The following is a 23,565-nucleotide window of genomic DNA, read 5'->3' as shown; positions in this document are numbered from 1 at the left end:
CATGTTGCATTCCCATGCCGAAATCCGCCGGCGCATCGACGCGCTCGGCCCGTGGTTCCACAATATGGACCTGGCCGGCGTCGAAACCGCGCCCGACCACTTTCTCGGCAACTACCCGCTGATCAAATGGCGCAAATTCGCCGATGCCATACCCGCTGATCTGACCGGCAAGACCGTGCTGGATATTGGCTGCAATGCCGGCTTCTACTCGATCGAGATGAAACGGCGAGGCGCCGCCCGTGTCCTCGGGATCGATTTCGACGAGGCCTATCTGGCGCAGGCCCGCTTTGCCGCCGAGATCGCGGACTGTGATATCGAATTCCAGAAGTTGTCGGTCTACGACGTCGGTGCCCTGCGCGAGACATTCGATGTCGTGCTGTTCATGGGGGTGCTTTACCATCTGCGCCACCCCTTGCTCGCACTCGACCTGATCCGTGAGCACGTCGCCGGCGACCTGTTGATCTTTCAGTCCATGCAGCGCGGCAGCAAGGACCTGCCCGCGTTGGAAGAAAACTATCATTTCTGGACGCATGATCTGTTCGACCAGCCGGAATTTCCCAAGCTGCATTTCATCGAACACCGCTATGCCGACGATCCGACCAACTGGTGGATACCGAACCGGGCCTGCACCGAAGCGATGCTGCGCAGCGCCGGTTTCGAGATCGTTCTGCATCCCGAGCAGGAGGTCTATTTCTGCCGCGCTGCCGGCGATCCGGCCGGCGGTGGCGCGATATATCCGTCGAAAGGAAAGCTCCATGATTGAAGCCGCGATGATCTGGAACGAGCCCAACAACAAATCGCATTGGGACCCCGAGCTCGACCCCGATTGGAGCCGCTTTGCCAGGATGGCAGTCCTGTCGGCGGACGCGATCGCATCCGAGAACCCGGCTCTGACAAAAATGCTTGGCGGCATCTCGCCGATAGACCCCGGCTTTATCACGCGCATGAAGGAATTCGGCGTGCTGGACCATGTTGACGCCGTCGCTGTTCACGGCTTTCCCCTCGACTGGAACCTGTGGCAAATTCAGGAATGGCCGCAGAAGATCGGTGAGATCGCGACCGTCACCGACCTCCCCATCTGGGTCAGCGAGGTCGGCGTATCGACCTTCGGGGCCGAGGAAATACAGGTCTGGGGGCTCAAGCGCACCGCCGAATTGCTGCTCGGCAACGCACCGCGAATCCAGTGGTACAGCCTCTATGACCTTCCGCGCGAATGGGAAGCAACGACGCGGCACCGCGAGGCGGAGGGATCTTCCTATTACCGCCATTTCCACATGGGGCTGCTGCGCCAGGACGGTACGCCAAAACCGGCGCTGGAAGAATTCCTACGCTACACACCCGCAATGGGCCTGGTGCAGTGGTTTCATTTCGAGGACCCGCGGCTGGACGATGCCGTCGCCTGGATGAAGCGGCTCGGCGTGACCAATATGCGCACGGGGCTTTCCTGGGCCGATAGCTTCAGGCCGAATGCGTTGGACTGGTTCGACCGACAGATGGAAGCACTCGCCGCTTTCGACGTCACGGTCACCTTCTGCTTCACGCCCGAGCATCGCGGAATGATGCCTCACCACACCAGCCCTCCGCTGGTACCCGAGGAATTCGCCGAGTTCTGTGCAACGATGATCCGCCGCTACGCGCCCGGCATGACGTCCGCCTCGCTCCCGACGCAGCGGGCCTCGGCTGCGTGAGGCTCTCATGCGACCCGGTCCGCGATCATCGGAGGCACTGACCGAAGTCAAGGCTCTCGGCCCCTTCGAGATCGGCACCAGGTCGTGCGCAACCGCCCTCGTCCACCCCGCACCATGGCTCGGCCGGCCATGACGCTCACCGTCCTCAATGTCGCCTATCCCCTCGCGCCTGTCGGACCGGATGCGGTCGGGGGTGCCGAACAGGTCCTGTCGATGCTCGATCGGGCGCTGGTTGGCGCGGGTCATCGGTCTATTGTCGTCGGCTGCCGGGGCTCCAGCGCGAGCGGCACGCTTGTGGAAACACCGGCGGAAGGCGGCGTGCTCGACGAGGCGGCAAAGAGCCGCGCGCAGCAGGCTCATCGAACCGCGATCGCGGCTGCCCGCGCCAGATGGCCGATCGATGTGGTTCATCTGCATGGCATCGATTTCGATGCCTATCTGCCCGACGATGGCCCGACCTTGGTGACCCTTCACCTGCCGCTGGACTGGTATCCGGCCGGGGCACTGCGGCCGACGCGCGACGACCTGTGGCTTCATGCAGTCTCGGCCGCCCAGCAGAAAACCGCGCCACCTGGCGCCAAACTGGCGCTGCCAATTCCGAATGGAGTAGACATAGAGGCGCTCAGCCTGCCGCAGCCGAAGCACGACTTCGCACTGGTTCTGAGCCGTATCTGTCCGGAAAAGGGCATCCACCTGGCGCTGGACGCGGCCAAGCAGGCAGGTGTGCCGCTGGTTGTCGGCGGCAAGGTCTATCCCTATGAAACGCACACGCGTTACTTTCACGACGAGGTCCAACCTCGCCTCGACGGCCGCCGCCGCTTTCTTGGTCCGCTCGGTTTCACCGCCAAGCGGCGCTTTCTCAACGCAGCACGCTGTCTGGTCATCCCGAGCCTTGCCGCCGAGACCAGCTCCCTTGTCGCCATGGAGGCGCTGGCCTGCGGCACACCGGTGATCGCCTTTCCGAATGGTGCGCTTCCCGACGTGATCGAGCACGGCAAGACCGGTTTTCTCGTCAATACGGTCGACGAGATGGCACAAGCCATCGTTGCGGCGTCAAGCCTGGACGCCGAGACATGCCGGGCCGAGGCGCGACGGCGGTTCTCGCTGAAGCGAATGATCTCGTCTTACATGGATGCCTATCAAGCACTGGCACGACTTGGCACCGATGCCGGGCGCCTCGCCGTCACGCCGTGAGCAAGCCTGTGTTGCGCGGCGAGATCATCGATGATCCGGCGCAATTCGATACGCTTGCGGCGGATTGGTGGGGACTGTGGGAGCAGAGTTCCTCGGCGACGCCGTTTCAATCTCCTGCGTGGCTGGTGCCATGGTGGCGCACATTCGGGCCCGGCGACCTGGCGACGGTCGCGGTCTGGCGCGGAAGCGACCTGATAGGGCTGGCGCCGCTTTATCTGGAGCACGGAACCGCCGGCTCGAAACTGCTTCCGGTCGGCATTTCGCTCAGCGACTATCTGGATATCCTGTGTGTTCCCGGCACCGAAGACCAGGTCGCGGCCATTGTTGCCGAAAAGCTCCTCTCGGTCGGCTGGTCGCAGTGGATCTTGTCGGATTTGCCGGAAGGCGGCGCCGGTCTTGCGATTGCGCATCCCGATCTGAAGGCGGGGCGGCCCGCCGCTCATGATGCTTGCCCCGTGCTTGCCATCGCCGGAGACGATACCCTTGCAGGCTGTGTACCCTCCCGGCGCCGGCGCCAGTTGCGACGGGCGCGGCAGGCCGCATCCAGACGCGGCCGGATCGCGTTGTCGTCGGCACGAGGCGATCCCCAAACCTTCCTCGATCAGTTGATCCGCCTGCACGACGCGCGCTGGGCCGGACACGGAGGTGGCGTGTTGGCCGACGCGGCTGCAAAGGAATTCCACAGGCGCTCACTTCCCTTGCTCGACACTCGCGGCCTGGTCCGATGCTGGCTTTTGGCAATCGATGGCAGGACGGTCGGGGCCTATTACGGCTTCCACCATCGCGGTCGTGCCTATGCCTATCTCGGGGGCTTCGACCCCGCCTATGCCGAAGAGAGCCCAGGGGCGATCCTGATCGGCCACGCGATCGCGGAATCGATCCGCGAAGGTGCGCGCGAGTTCGATTTCCTGCGCGGCCAGGAAGCCTACAAATATGGCTGGGGCGCCATCGACAGGTGGACGATGCGCCGGGTCTGGACGCGGAGTTGATACCATGCCTGCAACCAAGCCAAAATCCGCTCCGCGCCGCACTACGATCAGATCGGCTGTTGAAGACTGCATGGCGGATAGTGTCTGCGCCGAAGCAGTCGTCGCCAGGCTGGCGCTTCACCTGCAGACGGGGATCAGGGCGGCGGAACTGGCAAAGATCGTGCTGGATATCGTTCCGTCGAATGCGCGAGACGCGGAAAGGCTGCAAGAGATAGCCGGGTTGCTTCGCCGCAAGCCAGATGTTTTTGCAACGTTGCGAGCGACGGGAGCGGCCGTTCGGCACACACGCGACGAAGGGGAGACCGGTGCCGCCGTCGTCACGCGGCTGGCCTCGAGCTTCGATGCGGCGGCAGCGATTTCGGAGACAGCAAGTGTCCAGCTCGCATCCCTAGGGGATGAGGAAAGGCTCTCAGCCACGACCGACGAAGTCGTCGCCTGGCTCAAGCAGCAGGACTTCTCCGGAACCCGCCGGGATATTCTGGACATTGGTTGTGGCATCGGCCGTTTCGAGCATGCGCTTTCCAACTCCTTCAACCGCATGGTCGGCATCGACATATCATCGCGGATGATCTCCATCGCCTCCGAGCGGTGCGCCGCGCTGGGCAATGTCGAGTTGCGGCAAACCTCCGGTCTCGATTTGAGCGAATTCGACGACGGCAGTTTCGATTGCGTGCTGGCGGTTGACAGCTTTCCTTATCTGGTTCTGGCCGGCATGGCCGAGCGGCATTTCGATGAGATCGCACGCGTTCTGAAACGGCCTGGCTGGCTCGCCTTGCTGAACTATTCCTATCGCGGATCGCTTTCGTGGGACCGCGCCGACATCGGCCGCCTGGCGGAAGCTCACCAAATGCGGGTCGTCATCAATGGCGAGAAGCCGTTTCGGTCATGGGATGGCGAGGCTTTCCTACTGGCTCGTGGCGGCGGAACATTACTGCGCGCCGCCAGTTCGGACGTCGAACCAGAGGCGCCGAAGATCGGCACCGACCCGAAGGAGGAAATCATGGCACCCGGCGCCAAGAAACATCGGCCGCGTGAAGCAGCACGGCGATGAGCGCGGGCTGGACCGCAATCTCGTCAAGTCCGATCAATATCAGGATCATGCCGCCGACCAGGCGCCGAAGAACGCCGTCACCCCATGTCCTTTGCCTGCAGCGTAAGCCAAGGAAATAAAGCTGTGCAAGGATTGGCGGCAACCCTGCCGGCGGCGGACATCGCCTTGTAATGTCCGGCGTTTGTCACCACACTAAAGTCAGGGACTGCTGGTTATCAAGAGAATATGGATGTCTCATTCGAGCGACGATACCGCGGACCCGCAATTCGGTCTGGCCATGGATCAGGAGATCACTTCTCTCCTGGACGCCATAGAGCAGGAAAAAATTCCAGACCGGCTAACCAGGCTGGCCATGGAGTTGCAAAACGCGCTGGTTGAGAAACGTCGACGTGACGTGCAGAACTGACTATCTGCGGCTGTCGCCCTCTATATCGAGCTGACCATCCGATAGATGATTTCGTCTTTCGATCAGTGTCTGCAACGAACTCTCCCCAAGCAACTCGAGAATATTGGCGCGGGCACGGTTCAGCCGACTTTTTACCGTCCCCACCGCGCAGCCGCATATCTCGGCCGTTTCTTCATAACTCACCCCCAGAACGCCAATCAGCATCAGAACCTCGCGTTGGTGTTCCGGTAACTTTTGTATGGCGGCGTGGACTTCCTTGCTTTGAACGCTCCATTCCTGGGTGGCTTCCGAAATCGGTCGGGACGATGCGCAGTCGAGCAGGCCTGGCGCTTCCCGGGCAGCGATCTTGACCCGGGTGTAGTACGTGTTGCGCATGATGGTGAAGAGCCACGACTTCATGCGTGTGCCGGGTTCGAACTTGTCGATGTTGGCGAGACCCTTGGTCAGTGTCTCCTGTACCAGATCGTCGGCATCGTCGGGGACGCGGCAGAAGGTACGCGCGAAAGCCCGCATGGCGGGTATGAGCTCAACGATGGAAACTTCATTGGTTTCTTGGTCGGCCAAAATGTAGCCTCCGGATGACAATGGTCCAGCTCCCAGAAGAAGAGTGTATGAACGCAGCCCCTGCTAAATGCATGGAAGTTTGGTTCGTTCCTCGCGCTGAAGACAACTCTTCAGAAATTCCGCGCAGCGGGGGCATCTTACCCAATCGGCCCATGCCGTCGCCGCGATAGGGATGTCGCCTTGGGCGATGCACGCGCGCGCAGCGGTTCTTTCACGGGAACAAAGCCGCGCACCGGCAGTTTGACCTCCTGAGTACTTCCACCCCCTCCGGCATCAAAACGAGGTATGTCATGGCCAAATCCGCCCGTCGCTCCGCTCGCCAATCGGCAAGTGGACAGGAACCGGATAGCGCGCGCGGAAACGGCGGGGAATTGCACCAGATCGCCGGGGGTGAGACGCCCACTCTGACCACGGCGCTCGGAACACCCGTCTCCGACGATCAAAACACATTGCGGATCGGCGAACGCGGACCAGCGCTGATCGAGGACTCTCATTTTCGGGAGAAGATTTTCCACTTCGACCACGAACGCATTCCTGAAAGGGTCGTCCATGCCCGCGGCTACGGCGCGCATGGTTACTTCGAAACCTACGAGTCTCTGGCCAAATACACACGTGCCGATATTTTCCAGAGGGCCGGCGAAAAGACACCGGCCTTCGTGCGCTTCTCGACGGTTGCCGGCAACAAGGGCTCGTTCGATCTCGCCCGCGACGTCCGCGGCTTCGCGGTCAAGCTCTACACCAGGGAAGGCAACTGGGATCTGGTCGGCAACAATATCCCGGTTTTCTTCATCCAGGACGCGATCAAGTTTCCCGATCTGATCCATGCCGCCAAACAGGAGCCGGACCGGGCCTTTCCTCAAGCCCAGACCGCTCACGATAATTTCTGGGACTTCATCAGCCTGATGCCGGAATCGATGCACATGGTGATGTGGATCATGTCGGATCGCGCGATCCCGCGCTCCTTCCGCTTCATGCAGGGCTTTGGCGTGCACACGTTCCGCCTGGTCAACGCGAAAGACGAATCCACCTTCGTCAAATTCATCTGGAAGCCAAAGCTCGGCATGCAATCGGTGGTCTGGAATGAGGCGGTCAAGATCAATGGCGCCGATCCAGACTTTCACCGTCGCGATCTATGGGACGCCATCCAGTCCGGCAATTTCCCGGAATGGGAGTTGACGGTGCAATTGTTCGATCAGGCGTTTGCCGACAGCTTCGACTTCGACATTCTGGACGCAACCAAGATCATTCCTGAAGAGGTGCTCGAACCAATCCCGGTCGGGCGGCTGGTGCTTGACCGGATGCCGGATAATTTCTTCGCGGAGACCGAGCAGGTTGCCTTCATGACGCAGAATGTGCCGCCCGGAATTGACTTCTCCAACGATCCGCTTCTGCAGGGCCGCAACTTCTCCTATCTCGATACCCAGTTGAAACGGCTGGGCAGCCCGAACTTTACCCATCTCCCGATCAATGCGCCGAAGTGCCCGTTCGCCCATTTCCAACAGGACGGACACATGGCTATGCGCAATCCGGTCGGTCGCGCCAACTATGAACCGAATTCATGGGGGCTGGGACCGCGCGAGGATCCGCAACGCGGCTTTCGTTCCTTCGCTGATGCCGAGGAAGGGCAGAAGGTGCGTCTGCGCGCGGAAAGCTTCGCCGATCACTACAGCCAAGCCCGGCAATTCTTCAACAGCCAGACACCGCCGGAGCAGCGCCACATCGCCATGGCGCTGACCTTCGAATTAAGCAAGGTCCAGGCACCGGCGATCCGCGAACGCATGGTTTCGCATCTGCTGAACATCGACGAAACCCTGGCGACCACCGTCGCCGACAAGCTCGGCATTCGGAATATGCCCGACCCTGCGGAGGCAGCCGTTCCGACGCGCGACGACCTGCCGCCTTCGCCGGCGCTCAGCATCATCGAGAACGGGCCTGACAGTTTCAAGGGCCGCAAAGTCGGCGTCTTGCTTAGCAATGGAACCGACCCCGCGCTGTTCGAAGAGCTCCGTTCCGCTATCGAAACGGAAGGCGCGGTGATGGAGGTGATCGCGCCCAAGGTGGGCGGCGTCGACGCGGCAGACGGCACCCACATCGAGGCCAGGCACATGATCGACGGCGGCCCGTCTGTGTTGTTCGACGCCGTTGTGCTGCTCCTCTCCGAGGAGGGTGCCGAGATGCTGCTCGACGAGGCGGCCGCGAAGGACTTCGTGTCAGATGCGTTCGCGCATTGCAAATTCATCGGCTTCACAGCGGCGGCCCAATCTCTCCTGGCCAAGGCGGGCGTGGCGCCCGATGCCGATGAGGGGCTGATCGGGCTTGATACCGCAGGCTCCGTGAAGACGTTTATAGAGGCGTGCCGCAAACTGCGGCTGTGGGCACGGGAGACCGCCGTCAAGCTTTGATGCGGAGAGCCATGCGCTGTCACACCGGCGCATGGCTGCAAGGCCCGGTATGCAGCCATGCCTAGGCCCTATGGTTGGCGGGCCTCTCTGGCGGCCTGTTCTCGCTGCTGTTTCAGGACCTCGTCGGTCCCGACCAGCTTCTTTGCTCCGCCTGGAATTGCTGTGGACACCACCGCGGGCGGGTCGCTTGCCGGAAAAGAATCCTCCAACCCGGCCTGCAGTTGATCCTCGAGCGTCCGCGGTTCTTCGGAGCGGCCGGGCGTCCTGCGTGTATCTATCTTTTCCAGCGACTGTTTCTTCTTTGGTGACTCATTGGCATCGCGGATCAAGGCATAAAGCTGCTCGATCGCGAATTCCTTGATCGTTTCGAAATCGGGCCGATCGTCCTTCGTCGCCTCTATCTGATCGACCATGGCCTTCTCGAACCGCCCAAGGCTTTCACCGCCGCAGGCATGGGAAAGGCGCAGCAATGCCTCGTGCAGCATCATCGGGGTGAAGTAAGCCGACGCTTCAAGCCTGAGTTGCCGCAGACGATCCGGAGTGGCAGCCTGGAATTTTGACATGGGCGGTGTCCTTTCTCTCACGAGCGTGTCAACGACAGTCGATCGCCGATGTTCCACCACGCCTGAACATACTTCATGTCCAGCGACCTACCGGAACCAGCTTGCCGGCCTCCGGAACCGTCCATGATCTTGCGTGACTGGTCTTGATGAGCCGGTTCTCCCGCAAGGCGCCGGCGGCCGCTTTCCAACATGTCACGATTTCTTGTGATGAAGGATGCAGGTCCGGCACGCGCCTGCCAACCCGATCGAGCGGACTGCGTTGCCCGACGCCATCGCGGCTCATCGGCGCCCTGGCAGCAAGAACGCCGCCCGATCAGTCGCTCCAGGGAGAAGAGCGACTTCGGGCGGCGCGCCGAGCCGGTGGCTCATTTGTTGCAGTTCTGGATGTTCGACGTGGTGTTGCCGCTGGCGGTGTTGTTGTCGATGTCGTTGCCCGCGGCATCCTTGCAGCGGTCGGTCATGCCGTTCGACTTGGTTGTCGAGTTTGTCGAATTTGTCGTGCTCGGGTCGGCGGGCGTGGTCGTCGCACCGGAGCCTGTGCCGACGCCAGTGCCGGTCGTGGTCCCATTGCCGCCACTGGTGGCGCCGGACGTCGAGCCGGATCCGGTGCCGTTCGACTGTGCCATGGCCGACGTGGCCAGAGCGACCGTAAGCACGGTTGCGGAGAGAAGTTTGGTGATCATCGGAGCATCTCCTTTGGTTGTGTACTGCTTCCACCAAACCTGTCTTTCCCGGATATGTTCCGAGTGAAACGCTCTTCAGCCAAATTCTCATGGATGGGTTCTTGTGCCGATGCGAACGCTTTCGGCGCGCCTGGGTTTGCTTGGAGGGGTCGGCGGTGGGGCCTGTCAGCTGACAGGAACGGCAGGGTCCGTTTGGACGGGATCATCAGCCCGAAACGATCTTCCCATGCGCATGGGGACGATGGGATTAGTTGAGCTGGCCGAGGATTCCAGAGCTGTTGGCCAAGACAAAACTCCAGTAGATCTGGAGCGCTATCGTGCAGATCGCAGCCGCCGAAATCGGCACGCCGAAAGGCACGACGCCCTTGCGGTCCATATGCTCGACGTAAAGACGAAAGGCGCCCTGCGGCAGCAGTAGCGGTCTTTTGACGATCAGGGCCGTGGCCAGAGCAAAGACCAGCAGCAGCACCGAAAACACCGACAGCCCGCTTCCACTTATCAGAAGCGGCACGACCGCCAGCAGCTTGACGTCGCCGGCGCCGATCTTGCGCAGCAACCAGAATGGGAAGAGCGCCAGAAACAGCAACAGGGCGGCCACCGCGCTTAAGCCCATATCCCACCAGGAGCGGGATTGAAGCGACAAAAGCAGGAGCGATCCAAGCCCCAGGCAGAGCAGCAGCAGCACGTCGCGGTTGGATATTTTCTGGGTGGTGAAGTCGAGCCAGGCAATCCGTGCGAGCAGGCCCGCGGCCAGGATCTTGAGCACTATCGCTTCGGTCAGCAGCACGTTCAGCGCTCGATGTTCTGCACGCTGGACGAGAGCAGCTTCAGATTGTTGGCCACGGTCGGATCGTTGGGCGCCAACTCATAGGCTTTCAGGAAATTGCCGCGTGCATCCTGCAGCTTGCCGCGCAGCAGATCGGAGTAGCCGACATTGTTGTAATATTCGGGCGACGGCCCCATCAGCTTGAACGCGCGGCCATAGGCGCGGTCGGCAAGGTCGAAGCGGTGGATGCGGTCGCAGGAAGCGGCCAAACCCATCCAGGCGCCGCCATCATTGGGGGCCAACTGCGTCGCCTTGAAGAACAACGCGCCGGAATTGCCGTAGTTTTCCGCGCGGAACTGATTCTTGGCTTCGGCGACGGCCTGGTCCGACGCGTAATATTCGACGTCACTGACGGTCTTCAATCCGTCGAAGGCGTCGCCAAACGATGTCACATCGCCTTTCGAGGGTTCGTTGGTGCGCACGACACCGCCAGTGGTGTCCGCACCGTTTGTCTGGCAGCCGGCAAGCGCAGCCATCAACAGACTGGCAGCGACGACGGTTGCGAGGCGCGTTGGCCCTGTCATTTTTATCCCCCAAGAGTCCTGCGACTCTATTTTAGAATCAAAGCATATACGCATTTAGAAGAAAATGCCCTTTATTCGGATGATCACCGGCAACATGATCACCATCAGGACGACCGGGAATATGCACAGTCCCAGCGGGATCATCATTTTGACAGGCAGCGAGTTGGCCTTTTCCTCAGCGGTCAGAATCCTCTGCCCTCGCATCTCGTCGCTGTAGACGCGCAGCGCGTCCGTCAGGCTGGTGCCCAGTTCTTCGGATTGCCTGAACAGCACGGCAAGCGAGCGCGCCTCTTCCAGCCCGATGCGGTCCGCGAGTTCGCGCAGCCCCTCCCGCAGCGGTTTGCCGGCGCGCAGTTGCAGGTTCATGATCGCAAGCTGAATTCCCAGCCATTTGTGGGTGCCGGCCAGTTCCGCACCAACGCGCTCGACCGCCGCCTCGAGGCTCATGCCGGCGTCGGCACAGGTAATCATCATGTCCATGAAGTCCGGGAACCCGCGACGGTAGGTTTCCTTTTGAGCATTTTCGAAACGATCGAGCAGGATGCTCGGGATCACGATGCACCCCAATCCTAGCAAGGCGGATCCAGCAAGCGCGAAGTAACCTGGCAGATGTGGTGGCAAAACGCGCGACAAGAGTGCGTATGCAGCCAGAAATCCGACACACACCACACCAAGGCGCGATAGCGTATAGATCAATGGAGCGCTCGCTTGATAGAAGCCGGCGCGAAAAAGCTTCGCTTCGAGCCCGCTCGGCTCCTGCCGTTCCTTCTCCATCGTTCGAAAGTAGGCATCGACCGGTCGTTGCGCTACAATTTTGGCCAACTCCTCCTGGCCCGTCTGCGAGCGGATATCGACGGCGCCTTCGGCCTTGAGGCTACGGGCAACCAGTTTTCGCGTCTGCAAGGCCGGCAGGAAGGCAAGCGCGCCAAACAGGAAAAGGGCCACTGCAGCCGCGAAAACAGCGGCAGAGACCAGAAAACCCAGGCCATTGGTGATGGAAAGCAAGTTGATGGTACGCTCCTCAGAAATCGAAATTGACCATCCGATACATGATGAAGTCGCCGAGCAGGGCCCATACACCAAAGCCCAAAAAGGCGGGTATGATCAGCGGGTCGTGCCAGACCTTGCCGTAATAGGACGGGGCAGTGAGTTGAAGGATCAAGAACATCACGATTGGAAACAATGAGATGATCCAGGCCGACACCCGCCCCTCGGACGAAAGCGCCTTTATCTTCATGCGCAATTTCTGCCGCTCCCGCAGGACAGAAGAAAGATTGGCCAGAATTTCGGTGAGGTTGCCACCCGTCTTGGACTGAATGGAGAGTGCAATGGAAAGCAGGTGAAGACCCTCAAATCCGACCCGCTGGGACAGTTTCCGCACGGCTTGCTCGATACTGAGACCAAAGGTGATCTCATCGGAGACGATGCCGAACTCGGTTCCCAAGGGGTCGGGCATCTCGCGAGCCACAAGGCCGACCGCCACCGAAGCTGGGTGTCCGGCGCGCAAGGAGCGCACGATCATGTCGAGCGCGTTCGGCAGTTGCTTCGCGAACTTCTGGATACGCTTGTTGCGAGCACGGCGAAGCAAAAGAAGAGGTAACACAAACCCGACGAGCAGGAATGCAATGAGCACGGGTATGGCCGACATGTGCAGGAAAAATGAGAGCAGCAGCGCCAATGCCAATCCCGCACAGACGAACATGCCGGCGAAGGTGAGCGGGTTTCCGGTGATACCGGACTGGGTATAGAGCCTGTTCAGTCCGATCAGGCCAAAAACAAAGTCGCCGGATTCCGTCAAGCCTCGCTCGCGCAGCAAGTTTTGCAGTGTCCGTTCAGCCGGAACGTCATCAGACAGTCTCTTCAAGCGACGATTGATGGCGCCGACCGCTGCACGGCGCCCCACCAAAGAGAGATAAAAGGCCTCACCGGCAAGAACGACCGACGCTGCCGCAAGTGCATAGATGAAATAAAGCAATTCCTGGCCGGTAAGCATCATCAGAGCGCAACCTGCGGATTGAAGGCATCCTTGCTGAAGTGATGCCCAAGCGTTGCAGCCTCAGCCGCAAATCGCGGCCTGACACCAGTGGCGCGAAAATCGCCGATGATCGCACCGTCGGCGGCGACATCACGGCGGACGAAGTGATAGATCTCCTGAAGCTGCACGACGTTACCTTCCATGCCGGTGATTTCCGAGATCGAAGTCACGCGCCTGCCGCCGTCCGAGAGTCTTTGTGTCTGGACGATGATGTCGATGGCGGACGCGATCTGCGCGCGGATTGAATCATGCGTCATCGGCATGCCGGCCATGCCGACCATCTGTTCGAGCCGCGAGATGGCGTCGCGCGGCGTGTTGGCATGAATTGTGGTCATCGAGCCCTCATGGCCGGTGTTCATCGCCTGCAGCATGTCGAAGGCTTCCTCGCCGCGCACCTCGCCGACGATGATGCGGTCCGGCCGCATGCGCAACGCGTTCTTCAGCAATTCGCGCTGGCGAACCTCGCCCCTTCCCTCGACGTTGGGTGGCCGCGTCTCCAGCCGGCCGACATGCGGCTGCTGCAATTGCAGTTCCGCCGCATCCTCGATGGTGATCAGGCGCTCCCTGGACGGGATGTAGCTCGACAGTGCATTGAGCAAGGTCGTCTTGCCGCTGCCCGTGCCTCCCGAAACCAGGATGGATTTACGAGCCTGCACGGCGATCCGCAACAGATCGACCATTGGCGGACGGATCGAATTGAGCGTCACCAGGCGTTCGAGCGAATAAGGGTTCTTGGAAAATTTCCGGATCGACACCAGCGGACCGTCGACCGAAATCGGTCGCACCGCGATGTTGACACGCGAGCCATCTTCCAGCCGCGCATCGACCATCGGTGCCGATTCATCGACGCGACGGCCGATAGCGGAAACGATCTTGTTGATGATGCGCAGCAAATGCGCCTCGTCCCGAAACCGGATCGCCGTCTCTTCAACCAAGCCACGCCGCTCGATGAAGACGCGATTGTGCGTGTTGATCAATATGTCGGTAATGGAGTCATCCTTGAGCAGCGGTTCGATTGGCCCTAGGCCAAGCATTTCGTCAGCCGTGTCGCTGGTCAGTTGATCGAGTTCCCGGGCATTCAGCGGCACATTTCGTTGGCGCACGAACTCACGCACGATCGGCCGGATCTCATTCAGGATCTCGTCCTTGGAAGCGCTTTCGAGCGCGGTCAGATTGAAGCGGTCGATCAAATGACGATGAAGCTCGACCTTGAGCGTCAGGAACGCGTCGCCATGGGATTCGATATCGGCTGCTGGGGAAAGGGCCGGAGCAGCAGGCAGCACCGCAAGCGGCTCCAAATTCGTCGCGACAGGCTGTGTCCCCGGCCCCTTGATAAAACGCCCTAGCATAATCGCCTATGCTCCCCTGACCATATTAGCGGAAACTAAACGTTAACCAAGCCACGCACAAGCGCCGGGGCGCCTCACGTGCCGGCAATACTTTCAACATAGTTAAGGAGCGCGCCAGAAAAATATCGTTTTTATTTCGGGCGTCCTCGCGACCAAACATCGTGATGTACTAAGATTTGGAACCTCCTGTGCTCCTTGCGTGCTCCGACATCGGCATCAACTCCATATGTGGCTATAACCCCTTAGATATAAAGGAATATGCCATGTCGCTAAAATAGCTATCACTTTATTAGGGCACATGCATAATTGTGAACGAATGGTTAAGGGCGCTTGAAAAATTAGACGAATCAAGCTCTTGCTGAAAATTAAAGCTGCTCTTAACTCGAAGATTCATGTATTGGGAAGTTAAGGAACCGTTAATCCCGTTTGACTCCGCAATTTCTCGGGACCTAGGATCGAGATGACGGGGGATGCTTGGGTATGGAGTTCATCCTTGGCTCTGTCTCGTCGGGTTCCAACCTCCAAAGGGAGAAATTGACATGAAGAAGCTCATGACGATGACCCGGCAGTTCCGCGACGATGAAAACGGCGCTGCCATGGTCGAATATTCCATCCTTATCGGCATTATCGCCGCGGCATCACTTGTTGCGGTCATCGCAATCGGCGGATGGGTGGGCCAGCAGTTCACCGGCCTTTGCGCCAATCTGGATGGCAAGGGCGTGAGCGCTACCGGCGCTGGCACGGGATCGTGCTGACCTTTTCGTGACGAGATTTCCTTGGGCTGGGATCTTTCAATCCCAGCCCAAGATTTTGCACTGTGAAGGGGTGGCATCGCCCGTTGGGGGCGATTGTGGGGTGGGAAGATGCGTGCCAATACGTTGATCATGATCGTGCTCGCCGGCGTGTTCGGCGTGCTGGCGGTGGTGCTTGCCAACATCTGGCTGGCCGGCCAGCGCAGTGCGATGGCGCAGTCGAACGTCGCCCCGCGAGATACGGTTGTGGTGGCGGCGATGCCGCTCAAATTCGGCGACGCGCTAAGCGCCGACAAGCTGCGCGAAATTCCCTGGCCGGCGGGCGCAATACCGGCAGGCGCGTTCAAGACGGCAAAGGAGGCCCTGGCCGGCGAAGGTACAAGGCAGGCGCTTCAGACCATCAGCGCCAACGAGCCCATTTTGACCAGCAAGATCACGGGTCCGGGCCAGCGCGCCACGCTTTCGGCAGTGCTTGGCGAAGGCATGAAAGCCGTTTCCATAAGGGTCAATGACGTGCTTGGCGTCGCCGGCTTCGTCTTTCCAGGTGACCGCGTCGATGTTTTGCTGACGCGAACCGTGCGCGGCGACGATGGCGCGGACAAGAGTTTTGTCGATGTACTGCTGCAGAGCATGAAAGTGCTCGCCATCGACCAGGTCGCTGATGCGAGCAAGGACAACCCGACAGTGGTCAAGTCCGTGACGCTCGAGGCCAGCACCAAGGATGCACAAAAGCTGACATTGGCGGCAGGCGCCGGCCAGTTGTCGTTGGCGCTTCGCCAGGCCGCCGCCAGCAAGGGTGAGACAACCGAACGCGTGACGCTGTCGGACCTGACTGGCGAAACGCCCGACGACGTCGCCAAGCGACAGGCCGAACTCGACAAGAAAGCGGCCGCGGACGCATTGGCGGAAGCCGAGCGCAAGCGTGCCGACGACAAGATTGCTGGGCTCACCCAGGCTGTCGAGCGCGTAGGAAGCCGGCTTGACGAATTGGGGAAGGCCAAACCGATTCCCGTGGCGGTCCCGGCCCCGCCGGCCAAGGACGTCGTCAAGGAAGTGATCAAATATGTGCAGCCCGAGCCGCCGAAGAATGTGTCGGTAGGCGTATTTCGGGGCGTGAAGCTCGAGACATATGACGTGCCGCGACAACCATAACACCGTGGCGGCAAATGAATTGGCCGCCACAGGCGGCACTTGGGGAGACGAGGAATGAGAGGGTTTTGGTTAGGGATGGCGACGGCCGCGCTGGCGGCGCTGCTGTCGAGCGTCGGTGCCGATGCGGCCGACCGTTTCATCGACGTGTCGAACCCAAGCGTCCATCGTGTTTTCCTGCCGATGTCGCAATCGGTGACAATCCAGGTGAGCGCCAATCTGGGCGATATCGTCGTCGGTGACGAGAAGATCGCCGATGCGCAGCCGATGACCGACCGCACCCTCTATGTCATCGGCAAGGGCGCCGGAACCACCACGGTCAATCTGTTTTCCCCGGACAAGCGCTCGCTCGGCGCCCTCCAGATCGAGGTCGGCGTCGATGTCAGCGACATGGCGGCGGCGATCCGGCAGGTGGCGCCAAGGGCGCGCATCGAAGTCGGCTCGGTCAATGGCAGGGTGCGGCTTGGCGGCCATGTCAAGGACGGGGCGACGCTGGCCGCCATCATGGAAGTGGCCCAGCAATATGGCCCCGACGCCATCATCAATTCCGTCACCGTCGACGACAGCCAGCAGGTCAATCTGGAAGTGCGTGTCCTGGAAGCCAAGCGCAACGCGGGCCGGGATCTGGGCGTGTCGATCAGGAGCACCAACAGCAGAGGCACGACTCGAGTCGGAACTGGCATCGCTACCGTGGACAAGGATGGGGCGGAGCTCGGAGCGGGTGATCTGGTCAGCGGGCTGCTGTCAAACAGCAATCCATTCGCAGCGCTGATCACCCGCGTCATCGACAATAACATCAAGGTCGATTTGATCATCGAGGCGCTGGAGGCCAAGGGCGTGGTGCGCACGTTGGCCGAGCCCAACCTCACCACCCTTTCCGGAGAACCGGCCAGCTTCAATGCCGGTGGCCAGGTGCCTATTCGCAGCGTCGACGCCAATGGCCAGGTCCAGATCGAATACAAGCAGTTCGGCGTCAATCTTCTGTTCACGCCCGTGGTGCTCGCCGACGACAAGATCCATATGAAGCTTGCGCCGGAGGTCAGCGACCTGACCGGCTTCACCACTGCCGGCGACCCGATCTTCACCAATCGCAAATTGGATACCGTCGTCGAATTGCGCGACGGCCAGAGCTTCGCCGTCGGCGGGCTTCTCTCCAGCAAGACCACCAAGCTTCAAAACCAGGTGCCGTGGCTCGGCCAGGTGCCGGTCATCGGGACGCTGTTCCGCAATTCGAGTAACCAGAAGGAAGAAACCGAGCTCGTCGTCATCGTCACGCCGCATATCGTGCGGCCGGTCAAACCCGGCGAGCAGCTGGCGACACCGTACGACAAGACGCGGCCCGCCAACGACCCGGAATTCTTCCTGCTCGGCCAGCTCGAAGTGAACAAGGACATGATCCGCAAATATGAAACGGGCGACGGCGTCACCGGCCCCTATGGCCACATGCTGAACTTCAAATCGAAGGACAAGATGCTCTATGTCAAGAAATAGCGCCTTGATCCTCATTCTATGTGCCGGGTCGCTATCGGGCTGTGCCGCGGACTATCTGAACCACTACGATACGGTGACCCTGGCCGCCGGCGACACGCAGAAATACAACTCGATGCTGCAGACGGTCGACCCGCTCAATCCGGCCTCGAGGGATACGCACATCGAAGGCGACGGCACGCGCGCCGCTCTTGTGGCGCACAACTACAGATTTCCACCACCACCACCGCCGCCGCCAGCGATCACGGTAAACGTCGGCGGGTCGGGTGTGACGCAGTGAACTGAACGGAAGGATGCGGAGGGCGCCGGGCATGCGAGGCCTTGGCGCAAGAAAGCAGAGAGTAAGGTCATGTTGCGGACCATTCGTGCGTTCTGGGACGATCAGCGCGGCATAGCGATGATCCTCGTGGCTATCATGCTGCCGGTGCTTATCGGCTTCGCCTTGCTGGCCATCGACATGAGCCGAGCCAACGGGCTTCACAACGATCTGCAGAAGGGCGTTGATGCGCTTGCTCTTGCGACAGCCGCAGAACTGGATGGCAGAGCGGATTCGATCACGCGAGCGAACTTGGCGAAGACGACTCTACTCACCAATAAAACCAAGTTTTCGACATCCGACGATCCTGCCTCTCACGATCACACTCTCGCGCTGGCTGATGTCACCGTCACTTACCTGACCGGAATACCCGCCGATGACACGACCACCTTGAATGCCGCGGGCGTTGACGCGGCTGGCCATGACTGGTCAAGCACCGATCCTAAAGCAGTGTCCTTCTCCCTGGTGACAGTAAATCCTTCCGGTTTGACCGATGGCGCAGGTGCGTTCGCAACGATCTTCCCAGCGAGTTTCATCGGCAGCAAGGACACGATCGACATCCAGCCGCAGGCGGTCGCCGGGTTTGTTCAGTCGATCTGCGAAACCGTGCCGATTTTCATGTGCAATCCGTTCGAGACGACCGATCCGCTGACCAGCAAGACCATCCAGCAGGCGTTCGCGTCGGGTGATACCTACAGCCGCGAGCTTCGGATCCTCAAAGTCGACAGCAACCCCGGGCCGGGCAACTTTGGCCTTCTGGACAACGGCCTAACCTCAATACAGGAGGGCATGGCCAAGGGAACCGCCGGCACCTGCTACAATCGCAATTCGCTGACCACGAAAACCGGCGTCACGCTCGGTCAGGTCAATACAGGCCTCAACGTCCGCTTCGATCTCTATCAAGGGTCGTTGAAGAACCAAACAGATCTTGGCTATCGTCCAGCCAGCAATGTGCGGAAGGGAGCCAAGAACAACTGCAACAAGTATGATCCCGCGCCAGCGGCGTCCGCGCTGCCGCTCCCTCCGGGCACCGGCTATGATACCTCGACAGGCATGACGCTACCTATCCCCAATCAAAGTTTCTGGACTCCCTACTGGACCGTAAATCACGGTCAGGCATACCCCGGCACAGCAGTCAAGCCGTTGACAAACCCGACTGGCGACATGACCAAGCCGGCATCGAGATATGACGTCTACAACTACGAGATCGCAAACGATCGCGTGAAAGATCAATCGCCGAACCCAACCAAGGAAAAGGGAACACCTTCTTGCTACAAGGGAGACCTGACCAAGGCAGACCCCAGTCGCCGATTGATGAACATGGCCATCGTCGATTGCAAGGCGAACCAGGCGAAGCTGAACGGGCACACCGCAGTCAAGCCGAATGGCTATGCGAGTGTCTTTCTCATAGCTCCCATCCAAAAGGAGGACGCCAAGGATGAGGACAATCCGGAGGGTACTGGTAAAGAGAAGGCCATCAGCCTGGAGATCGTCGACGTCGATGGCGGATTCGCTAACAATACGCTGGTAGACAAAGCATTCCGAAACGAAGCCCAGTTGTATCGGTAGAGTTGACATGACCAGGTTCGGCAAAATCATCCGGGGGTTTCAAGGCGACGAAAGTGGCGCCGCCTTGGTGGAAGTCGCGATCACTGTTCCGCTTGTACTGTTGCTATCGGCCGGTGTGTTTGAGTTCTCCAACGTTCTGAACACGCGCCTGCTGCTTGAAGCAGGCGTCGAAGATGGAGCCCGCTATATGGCGCGATGCAGTAGCGATTGGGCTACTTGCATGGGGTCGGCACAAAATCTCGCAGCCAATGGTGTCGTCAAAGACGGCAGCGCCAGGGTGAAGGGATGGCTTCCGGGTAAAGTTGAAATCACCAAGAGGTCCCTTGCTGCAACCGATTTGGCCACGGGCACCCAAATTTATCTTAGCAGCAAGAGCACGGTCGATGTCGTGATCGTCAGTTCCGACTATTCTTATCCGGACCTCGGATTCCTGTCGTATCTCGGTTTTGGTCCTCTCACGCTCAACGTTTCCCATCAGGAACGGGTCCTCGGATGGTGACGGGGCACGACAAATTTTGGACCAGCCAGTCTGGGGCTACAATGGTCGAAATGGCCATCGCAATGCCGCTGCTGCTGACGCTTCTGCTTGGCTTCGTCGATTTCGGCTACGCCTTTTACCAATGGAATGCCGGGAATAAAGCGGTGCAAGCCGGCGCAAGGCTGGCGCAGATTTCCACACCTGTCGCCAGCGGGCTTCCATCTGAGACGCTAACGCAAAGCGACATCACCAAAGTCGGTGCTGCGGTGCCAGCCGGCACGTATGACTATGCCTGCACTGCAAGCGGAGCAGGCGTCGCCTGCTGCAGTGTCGGAGGAGGCTTGTGCAAGCCCGAGAATGCGAGTCAAGCGGCGTTCGACGCGATTTATGACGGCACCGCCAACCGCGCCGGAATGCACGACTTCCTGCCAATGTTGACGAAATCCGAAGTTATAATTGAATACGCCGCGTCCGGCCTCGGCTACTGGACGCGCCCTGGCGGACCGGTGCCGACCATCACCGTCAGCATCGTCAATCATCCCTTCCAGTTCTTCTTCCTGGGCGGATTGCTCGGGTTCGGCAACATCACCATGCCCTCCATGCTGAGCACGGTCACGGGCGAAGACATGAAGAGCACCTACCCATGAACGCCATCAGCACCAAGGTTACCCCCACCAAGCGAAAGCAGGTTGCGCTGTTTTCTTCCGATCCGAATTTCAAGCGCGATGTGGCGACGCGGCTCGATGCGCTGGCGATCTATGATGTGCGGGTTGCCGAGACGGGCGATTTTCTCAAGGGGCCGCCGGCCGACACGCGCCCGGGCATCGTCATCCTCGATCTCGGCAATGGCGACTTGCTTGGCAATCCTGGCATCGTCGAGGCGCGCGCGCTGTGGGCTGGTGTGCCGCTGATCGCGGTTTCCGACGAGCTGACGTCGGAGCAGACACGCGTCCTGGTGCGCATGAATGCCTCCGACTGGCTGCACAAGCCGCTCGACGGCAAGGAACTGCTCAACGCCGTCACCTTCCACGACAGCGGCAACCAGGGCGCCAAGAGCCGCATCATCACCTTCATCAGCGCCAGCGGCGGCGCCGGCGCCACGACGCTGGCGCTGTCGGCGGCCGAATTCCTGGCCTCCAAATCGACCGAGCGCGCGGCCTCGACCTGCCTGGTCGACCTCGACTTCCAGAGCGCCAATTGCGGCGCCTATCTCAACCTGTTCAACCAGTTCGACCTTGCCGGCATCATCGGCCAGCCGGAACGGCTCGACGTCGAACTGATGGATGTCATCAAGCTGTCGCGGCCTTCCGGCCTGACGCTCTATGCCTTCGAGCGGCCGCAGCTGCCGTTCGAGCCGCAGGGCGCCGATTTCGTCTTCCGGCTGCTCGACCTCGTCGCCTACCGTTTCGACGACATCGTCATCGACCTGCCGAACATCGAAACGCCCTGGCACAATTCCGTGCTGTCGACGAGCGACGAGATCTTCATCGTCTTCGAGCTCAATGTCGCCTCGCTGCGGCAAGGCAAACGGCTCTACAAGAAGATCCGCGAGCTGCGCGGCAATGCCGTCTCAATCACGCTGGTGGCCAACAAGCACAAGCGCAAATGGTTCGGCAACCACTTCTCGCGCAGCGAGCTGGAGAAGATCTTCAAGGCGCCGCACATCAAGTCGGTCGGCCTCGACAACGCCCTGCTGGCCGACGCGCTGAACCGCGCCATGCTGCCGTCCGAAGTGGATGGGCGGGCGCGCTTCAACAAGGACCTGAAGAAGATGTTCCGCGAGCGGCTCGACGATGCAGCCCGCTAGCGGCCATCTCTTGCGGCTGACAGCCGCCTGCCTGCTTGGCCTGGCGCTGGCGCCAGCGGCCGGACAGATCGCGTTGGCGGACAGCCGCCCGCCTCTGCCGGCCATGGGCCCCAGCCTGCGCAAGACTGTGGCGTTTTCCACCCAGGAGAAGACCGGGACCATCATCATCCGCAAGCAGGAAAAAGCGCTCTATCTGGTGACCGGCAAGGGCGAGGCCCTGCGCTACCGGATCAGTGTCGGACGCGATGGATTTGGCTGGACGGGTACGGTCCAGGTGGGAGCCAAGACCGAGTGGCCGGCGTGGCGGCCGCCCAGGGAAATGCGCGCCCGCCAGCCGGAATTGCCTGACATGGTGCCCTCGGGGCCGTACAATCCGCTCGGCGCAAGGGCGCTCTATCTGCTTCGGGATGGCCGCGACACGCTCTATCGCATCCATGGCACCAACGACCCTTCGGGCGTGGGTTTCGACGGCACTTCGGGCTGTTTTCGCCTGACCAATACCGATGTCATCGATCTTTTCAGGCGCGTGCCTGTCGGCACCAAGGTGGTGGTCCAATGACGACGATCAGCGATCCCGACGACCTTGTGATAGCGGTCGAACCGCTGTTGCTCGACAGGGAGAAGAGCCGGTCCAGGCTCGCCATTGCCGTCTCTGTCGGCCTGGCGCTGTTTGCCCTGCTGAACGCCACCGCGGCCGTCTATCTCTACCGCGGCATCAACGATCTGCGCGTGATCGAGGCGCGGCTGGAGAACCTCGGCCAGTTCGAGCAGCGCATGAGCACGCGGCTCGACACCGTCAACAATGGATTTCAAAGCCGGTTCGAGGCGCTGGACGACCGGCTGCGGGCGAGCTTCGGCGAGGTCAACGCCAACATCGCCCGGCAGCCCCCGGAGATGTCGGGAAATCACGGTGGCGACGAGCCGCGCGTCGTGGAACTCCCCTCGCCCGCCGAAGACATGGCGGCGGTCGCCAGCGCCGCCGACGCGGAGCCTGCCATCGGGGATATGCCGCGGGTAACGCGAAGGCGGTCGGCTCCGGCAGCGCCTCCCGCGCCGAGCTCCAACTACCAGCGGAGCGTATCGCCGGAAGGCAAGGTCACCTATCACAAGATAAACTAGGTCGGGCCTTGGGCGTGGTCGCGTAGCGCTGCGCTGGTCTAGAAATCCCGCTGCAGTGCCATGATCCGGACGCGCCGCGATTCAACGCGCATGCCGAGTTCACGGACATAGGCAAGGTGACAATAGGCGCAGGCGGTGACCCCGATGACCGCCAGCAGGCAGTTCAGCCAGGTGAAGTCCATCATCAGCGAGAACCGAAAGCCACTCGGCGCCGTGAACGCGGCAATGGTGCTGGCGGTCTGCGAACGGCCGCCGATGAAGATCATCGACGCCGCGAGGACCAAGATGCCGTGGTTGGCAAGAAAGAATGCGGCCGACCTTCTGGCCCGGCTTGCCATCCAGCAGACCACCAGGGCCGCGCCCAGCAGAGCGAAATCCAGGACCATCGACCCTCCCAGATAGGCATCGACCTGCTGCCAGACCATGCCCGACGAGGGATGCAAGGCAAGCCAGATCTTCCACATGTCGGGGCTTGCCGGGTAGGTTCCGAGCAGGAGCGTGGCCATTCGCTCCGCCGCGAGGATCAGCAGGACACAGGCAGGAAAGGCGAAAAGCAATAGTGGTTGGCGCTTCATGGTGCCTCGCAATCTGGCACGCAGATTACGCGCCATGA

General features: G+C 60.7%; 26 protein-coding genes. 17 read left to right on the top strand and 9 right to left on the bottom strand.

Annotation, left to right across the window (positions count from 1 at the left end):
• Position 1: 1 nt before the first annotated feature.
• From FJ936_RS09935 to FJ936_RS09910, 6 genes are all read left to right on the top strand, one after another.
• Positions 2 to 763, top strand: coding sequence for a TIGR04290 family methyltransferase (locus tag FJ936_RS09935; RefSeq protein WP_015319158.1), 762 nt, complete (start codon positions 2 to 4; stop codon positions 761 to 763).
• Positions 756 to 1,688: a beta-xylosidase gene (locus FJ936_RS09930; protein ID WP_015319159.1), complete on the top strand. Its 933-nt coding sequence runs from the start codon at positions 756 to 758 to the stop codon at positions 1,686 to 1,688. Before FJ936_RS09935 ends, FJ936_RS09930 begins: the two co-directional genes overlap by 8 nt.
• A gap of 129 nt (positions 1,689 to 1,817) precedes the next feature.
• Positions 1,818 to 2,882 carry a glycosyltransferase gene (locus FJ936_RS09925; RefSeq protein WP_140793128.1) on the top strand — a complete coding sequence of 355 codons (1,065 nt, stop codon included), beginning with the start codon at positions 1,818 to 1,820 and terminating at the stop codon, positions 2,880 to 2,882.
• Entirely contained in the window at positions 2,879 to 3,871 is a 993-nt protein-coding gene (locus tag FJ936_RS09920) for a GNAT family N-acetyltransferase (protein ID WP_140793126.1), read from the top strand. The genes FJ936_RS09925 and FJ936_RS09920 overlap by 4 nt, the downstream gene beginning before the upstream one ends.
• A gap of 70 nt (positions 3,872 to 3,941) precedes the next feature.
• Positions 3,942 to 4,922, top strand: a complete 981-nt coding sequence (locus FJ936_RS09915) for a class I SAM-dependent methyltransferase (protein WP_246680445.1) — start codon at positions 3,942 to 3,944, stop codon at positions 4,920 to 4,922.
• Positions 4,923 to 5,151: 229 nt separating this feature from the next.
• Positions 5,152 to 5,328 carry a hypothetical protein gene (locus FJ936_RS09910; protein ID WP_015319163.1) on the top strand — a complete coding sequence of 59 codons (177 nt, stop codon included), beginning with the start codon at positions 5,152 to 5,154 and terminating at the stop codon, positions 5,326 to 5,328.
• Here the strand turns inward: FJ936_RS09910 and FJ936_RS09905 are convergent, their stop codons facing one another.
• Positions 5,329 to 5,892, bottom strand: coding sequence for a sigma-70 family RNA polymerase sigma factor (locus FJ936_RS09905; RefSeq protein ID WP_140793122.1), 564 nt, complete (start codon positions 5,890 to 5,892; stop codon positions 5,329 to 5,331). It lies immediately after the preceding gene.
• A gap of 290 nt (positions 5,893 to 6,182) precedes the next feature.
• On the opposite strand from FJ936_RS09905, the gene FJ936_RS09900 reads away from it, so the two are divergent.
• The gene (locus FJ936_RS09900; RefSeq protein ID WP_141906528.1) at positions 6,183 to 8,294 is read left to right on the top strand and encodes a catalase; all 2,112 of its coding nucleotides are present in this window, start codon (positions 6,183 to 6,185) and stop codon (positions 8,292 to 8,294) included.
• 68 nt (positions 8,295 to 8,362) lie between these two features.
• On the opposite strand, the gene FJ936_RS09895 is transcribed toward FJ936_RS09900, so the two are convergent.
• The 7 genes from FJ936_RS09895 to FJ936_RS09865 all read right to left on the bottom strand — a co-directional run bounded on the left by FJ936_RS09895 (position 8,363) and on the right by FJ936_RS09865 (position 14,274).
• The gene (locus tag FJ936_RS09895) at positions 8,363 to 8,857 is read right to left on the bottom strand and encodes a hypothetical protein (protein WP_141906527.1); all 495 of its coding nucleotides are present in this window, start codon (positions 8,855 to 8,857) and stop codon (positions 8,363 to 8,365) included.
• A 365-nt stretch (positions 8,858 to 9,222) separates the two neighbouring features.
• Positions 9,223 to 9,540: a hypothetical protein gene (locus tag FJ936_RS09890; RefSeq protein WP_141906526.1), complete on the bottom strand. Its 318-nt coding sequence runs from the start codon at positions 9,538 to 9,540 to the stop codon at positions 9,223 to 9,225.
• A 247-nt stretch (positions 9,541 to 9,787) separates the two neighbouring features.
• On the bottom strand, positions 9,788 to 10,327 hold the full coding sequence (locus FJ936_RS09885) for a prepilin peptidase (RefSeq protein WP_141906525.1): 540 nt from the start codon (positions 10,325 to 10,327) through the stop codon (positions 9,788 to 9,790).
• A gap of 2 nt (positions 10,328 to 10,329) precedes the next feature.
• The gene (locus FJ936_RS09880; RefSeq protein WP_141906524.1) at positions 10,330 to 10,890 is read right to left on the bottom strand and encodes a tetratricopeptide repeat protein; all 561 of its coding nucleotides are present in this window, start codon (positions 10,888 to 10,890) and stop codon (positions 10,330 to 10,332) included.
• Positions 10,891 to 10,944: 54 nt separating this feature from the next.
• Positions 10,945 to 11,895, bottom strand: coding sequence for a type II secretion system F family protein (locus FJ936_RS09875; RefSeq protein WP_141906523.1), 951 nt, complete (start codon positions 11,893 to 11,895; stop codon positions 10,945 to 10,947).
• Positions 11,896 to 11,911: 16 nt separating this feature from the next.
• A complete protein-coding gene (locus FJ936_RS09870; protein WP_246680444.1) occupies positions 11,912 to 12,886 on the bottom strand; it encodes a type II secretion system F family protein in 975 nt (324 codons plus the stop codon).
• Positions 12,886 to 14,274, bottom strand: coding sequence for a CpaF family protein (locus FJ936_RS09865; RefSeq protein WP_141906522.1), 1,389 nt, complete (start codon positions 14,272 to 14,274; stop codon positions 12,886 to 12,888). The genes FJ936_RS09870 and FJ936_RS09865 overlap by 1 nt, the downstream gene beginning before the upstream one ends.
• Positions 14,275 to 14,813: 539 nt before the next feature.
• Between FJ936_RS09865 and FJ936_RS09860 the strand changes: the two genes are divergently transcribed.
• The 10 genes from FJ936_RS09860 (at position 14,814) to FJ936_RS09815 (ending at position 22,952) form a co-directional block, all read left to right on the top strand.
• Positions 14,814 to 15,029: a Flp family type IVb pilin gene (locus FJ936_RS09860; RefSeq protein WP_141906521.1), complete on the top strand. Its 216-nt coding sequence runs from the start codon at positions 14,814 to 14,816 to the stop codon at positions 15,027 to 15,029.
• A gap of 108 nt (positions 15,030 to 15,137) precedes the next feature.
• Positions 15,138 to 16,178, top strand: a complete 1,041-nt coding sequence (gene cpaB / locus FJ936_RS09855; protein ID WP_141906520.1) for a Flp pilus assembly protein CpaB — start codon at positions 15,138 to 15,140, stop codon at positions 16,176 to 16,178.
• Between the two features lie 54 nt (positions 16,179 to 16,232).
• Positions 16,233 to 17,666 (top strand): type II and III secretion system protein family protein, encoded by a 1,434-nt coding sequence (locus FJ936_RS09850; protein WP_141906519.1) that lies wholly within the window; start codon positions 16,233 to 16,235, stop codon positions 17,664 to 17,666.
• 4 nt (positions 17,667 to 17,670) lie between these two features.
• Positions 17,671 to 17,943, top strand: coding sequence for a hypothetical protein (locus tag FJ936_RS09845; RefSeq protein WP_246680443.1), 273 nt, complete (start codon positions 17,671 to 17,673; stop codon positions 17,941 to 17,943).
• 69 nt (positions 17,944 to 18,012) lie between these two features.
• Positions 18,013 to 19,548, top strand: coding sequence for a pilus assembly protein TadG-related protein (locus FJ936_RS09840; RefSeq protein ID WP_141906517.1), 1,536 nt, complete (start codon positions 18,013 to 18,015; stop codon positions 19,546 to 19,548).
• 7 nt (positions 19,549 to 19,555) lie between these two features.
• Positions 19,556 to 20,047: a TadE/TadG family type IV pilus assembly protein gene (locus FJ936_RS09835; protein WP_141906516.1), complete on the top strand. Its 492-nt coding sequence runs from the start codon at positions 19,556 to 19,558 to the stop codon at positions 20,045 to 20,047.
• 41 nt (positions 20,048 to 20,088) lie between these two features.
• Complete coding sequence (locus FJ936_RS09830; RefSeq protein ID WP_246680442.1) at positions 20,089 to 20,673, top strand: TadE/TadG family type IV pilus assembly protein; 585 nt, start codon at positions 20,089 to 20,091, stop codon at positions 20,671 to 20,673.
• Positions 20,670 to 21,833, top strand: coding sequence for an AAA family ATPase (locus FJ936_RS09825; RefSeq protein ID WP_141906514.1), 1,164 nt, complete (start codon positions 20,670 to 20,672; stop codon positions 21,831 to 21,833). Before FJ936_RS09830 ends, FJ936_RS09825 begins: the two co-directional genes overlap by 4 nt.
• Positions 21,820 to 22,392, top strand: coding sequence for a L,D-transpeptidase (locus FJ936_RS09820; RefSeq protein ID WP_141906513.1), 573 nt, complete (start codon positions 21,820 to 21,822; stop codon positions 22,390 to 22,392). The genes FJ936_RS09825 and FJ936_RS09820 overlap by 14 nt, the downstream gene beginning before the upstream one ends.
• Positions 22,389 to 22,952, top strand: a complete 564-nt coding sequence (locus FJ936_RS09815; protein WP_141906512.1) for a hypothetical protein — start codon at positions 22,389 to 22,391, stop codon at positions 22,950 to 22,952. Before FJ936_RS09820 ends, FJ936_RS09815 begins: the two co-directional genes overlap by 4 nt.
• Before the next feature lie 38 nt (positions 22,953 to 22,990).
• Here the strand turns inward: FJ936_RS09815 and FJ936_RS09810 are convergent, their stop codons facing one another.
• Complete coding sequence (locus FJ936_RS09810) at positions 22,991 to 23,458, bottom strand: hypothetical protein (RefSeq protein WP_246680441.1); 468 nt, start codon at positions 23,456 to 23,458, stop codon at positions 22,991 to 22,993.
• Positions 23,459 to 23,565: the final 107 nt, after the last annotated feature.

This window comes from Mesorhizobium sp. B2-4-13 (assembly GCF_006658535.1).
Classification (GTDB): Bacteria; Pseudomonadota; Alphaproteobacteria; order Rhizobiales; family Rhizobiaceae; genus Mesorhizobium; species Mesorhizobium australicum.
This window is presented reverse-complemented; position numbering and strand designations above follow the sequence as displayed.

What these genes read in the sequence shown, in the direction of transcription:
- FJ936_RS09935 (WP_015319158.1), top strand. Translation starts at nt 2, where the DNA reads ATGTTGCATTCCCATGCCGAAATCCGCCGGCGCATCGACGCGCTCGGC.
- FJ936_RS09930 (WP_015319159.1), top strand. Translation starts at nt 756, where the DNA reads ATGATTGAAGCCGCGATGATCTGGAACGAGCCCAACAACAAATCGCAT.
- FJ936_RS09925 (WP_140793128.1), top strand. Translation starts at nt 1,818, where the DNA reads ATGACGCTCACCGTCCTCAATGTCGCCTATCCCCTCGCGCCTGTCGGA.
- FJ936_RS09915 (WP_246680445.1), top strand. Translation starts at nt 3,942, where the DNA reads ATGGCGGATAGTGTCTGCGCCGAAGCAGTCGTCGCCAGGCTGGCGCTT.
- FJ936_RS09910 (WP_015319163.1), top strand. Translation starts at nt 5,152, where the DNA reads ATGTCTCATTCGAGCGACGATACCGCGGACCCGCAATTCGGTCTGGCC.
- FJ936_RS09900 (WP_141906528.1), top strand. Translation starts at nt 6,183, where the DNA reads ATGGCCAAATCCGCCCGTCGCTCCGCTCGCCAATCGGCAAGTGGACAG.
- FJ936_RS09895 (WP_141906527.1), bottom strand. Translation starts at nt 8,857, where the DNA reads ATGTCAAAATTCCAGGCTGCCACTCCGGATCGTCTGCGGCAACTCAGG.
- FJ936_RS09890 (WP_141906526.1), bottom strand. Translation starts at nt 9,540, where the DNA reads ATGATCACCAAACTTCTCTCCGCAACCGTGCTTACGGTCGCTCTGGCC.
- FJ936_RS09880 (WP_141906524.1), bottom strand. Translation starts at nt 10,890, where the DNA reads ATGACAGGGCCAACGCGCCTCGCAACCGTCGTCGCTGCCAGTCTGTTG.
- FJ936_RS09870 (WP_246680444.1), bottom strand. Translation starts at nt 12,886, where the DNA reads ATGATGCTTACCGGCCAGGAATTGCTTTATTTCATCTATGCACTTGCG.
- FJ936_RS09865 (WP_141906522.1), bottom strand. Translation starts at nt 14,274, where the DNA reads ATGCTAGGGCGTTTTATCAAGGGGCCGGGGACACAGCCTGTCGCGACG.
- FJ936_RS09860 (WP_141906521.1), top strand. Translation starts at nt 14,814, where the DNA reads ATGAAGAAGCTCATGACGATGACCCGGCAGTTCCGCGACGATGAAAAC.
- cpaB (WP_141906520.1), top strand. Translation starts at nt 15,138, where the DNA reads ATGCGTGCCAATACGTTGATCATGATCGTGCTCGCCGGCGTGTTCGGC.
- FJ936_RS09850 (WP_141906519.1), top strand. Translation starts at nt 16,233, where the DNA reads ATGAGAGGGTTTTGGTTAGGGATGGCGACGGCCGCGCTGGCGGCGCTG.
- FJ936_RS09840 (WP_141906517.1), top strand. Translation starts at nt 18,013, where the DNA reads ATGTTGCGGACCATTCGTGCGTTCTGGGACGATCAGCGCGGCATAGCG.
- FJ936_RS09835 (WP_141906516.1), top strand. Translation starts at nt 19,556, where the DNA reads ATGACCAGGTTCGGCAAAATCATCCGGGGGTTTCAAGGCGACGAAAGT.
- FJ936_RS09830 (WP_246680442.1), top strand. Translation starts at nt 20,089, where the DNA reads ATGGTCGAAATGGCCATCGCAATGCCGCTGCTGCTGACGCTTCTGCTT.
- FJ936_RS09825 (WP_141906514.1), top strand. Translation starts at nt 20,670, where the DNA reads ATGAACGCCATCAGCACCAAGGTTACCCCCACCAAGCGAAAGCAGGTT.
- FJ936_RS09820 (WP_141906513.1), top strand. Translation starts at nt 21,820, where the DNA reads ATGCAGCCCGCTAGCGGCCATCTCTTGCGGCTGACAGCCGCCTGCCTG.
- FJ936_RS09815 (WP_141906512.1), top strand. Translation starts at nt 22,389, where the DNA reads ATGACGACGATCAGCGATCCCGACGACCTTGTGATAGCGGTCGAACCG.
- FJ936_RS09810 (WP_246680441.1), bottom strand. Translation starts at nt 23,458, where the DNA reads ATGGCCACGCTCCTGCTCGGAACCTACCCGGCAAGCCCCGACATGTGG.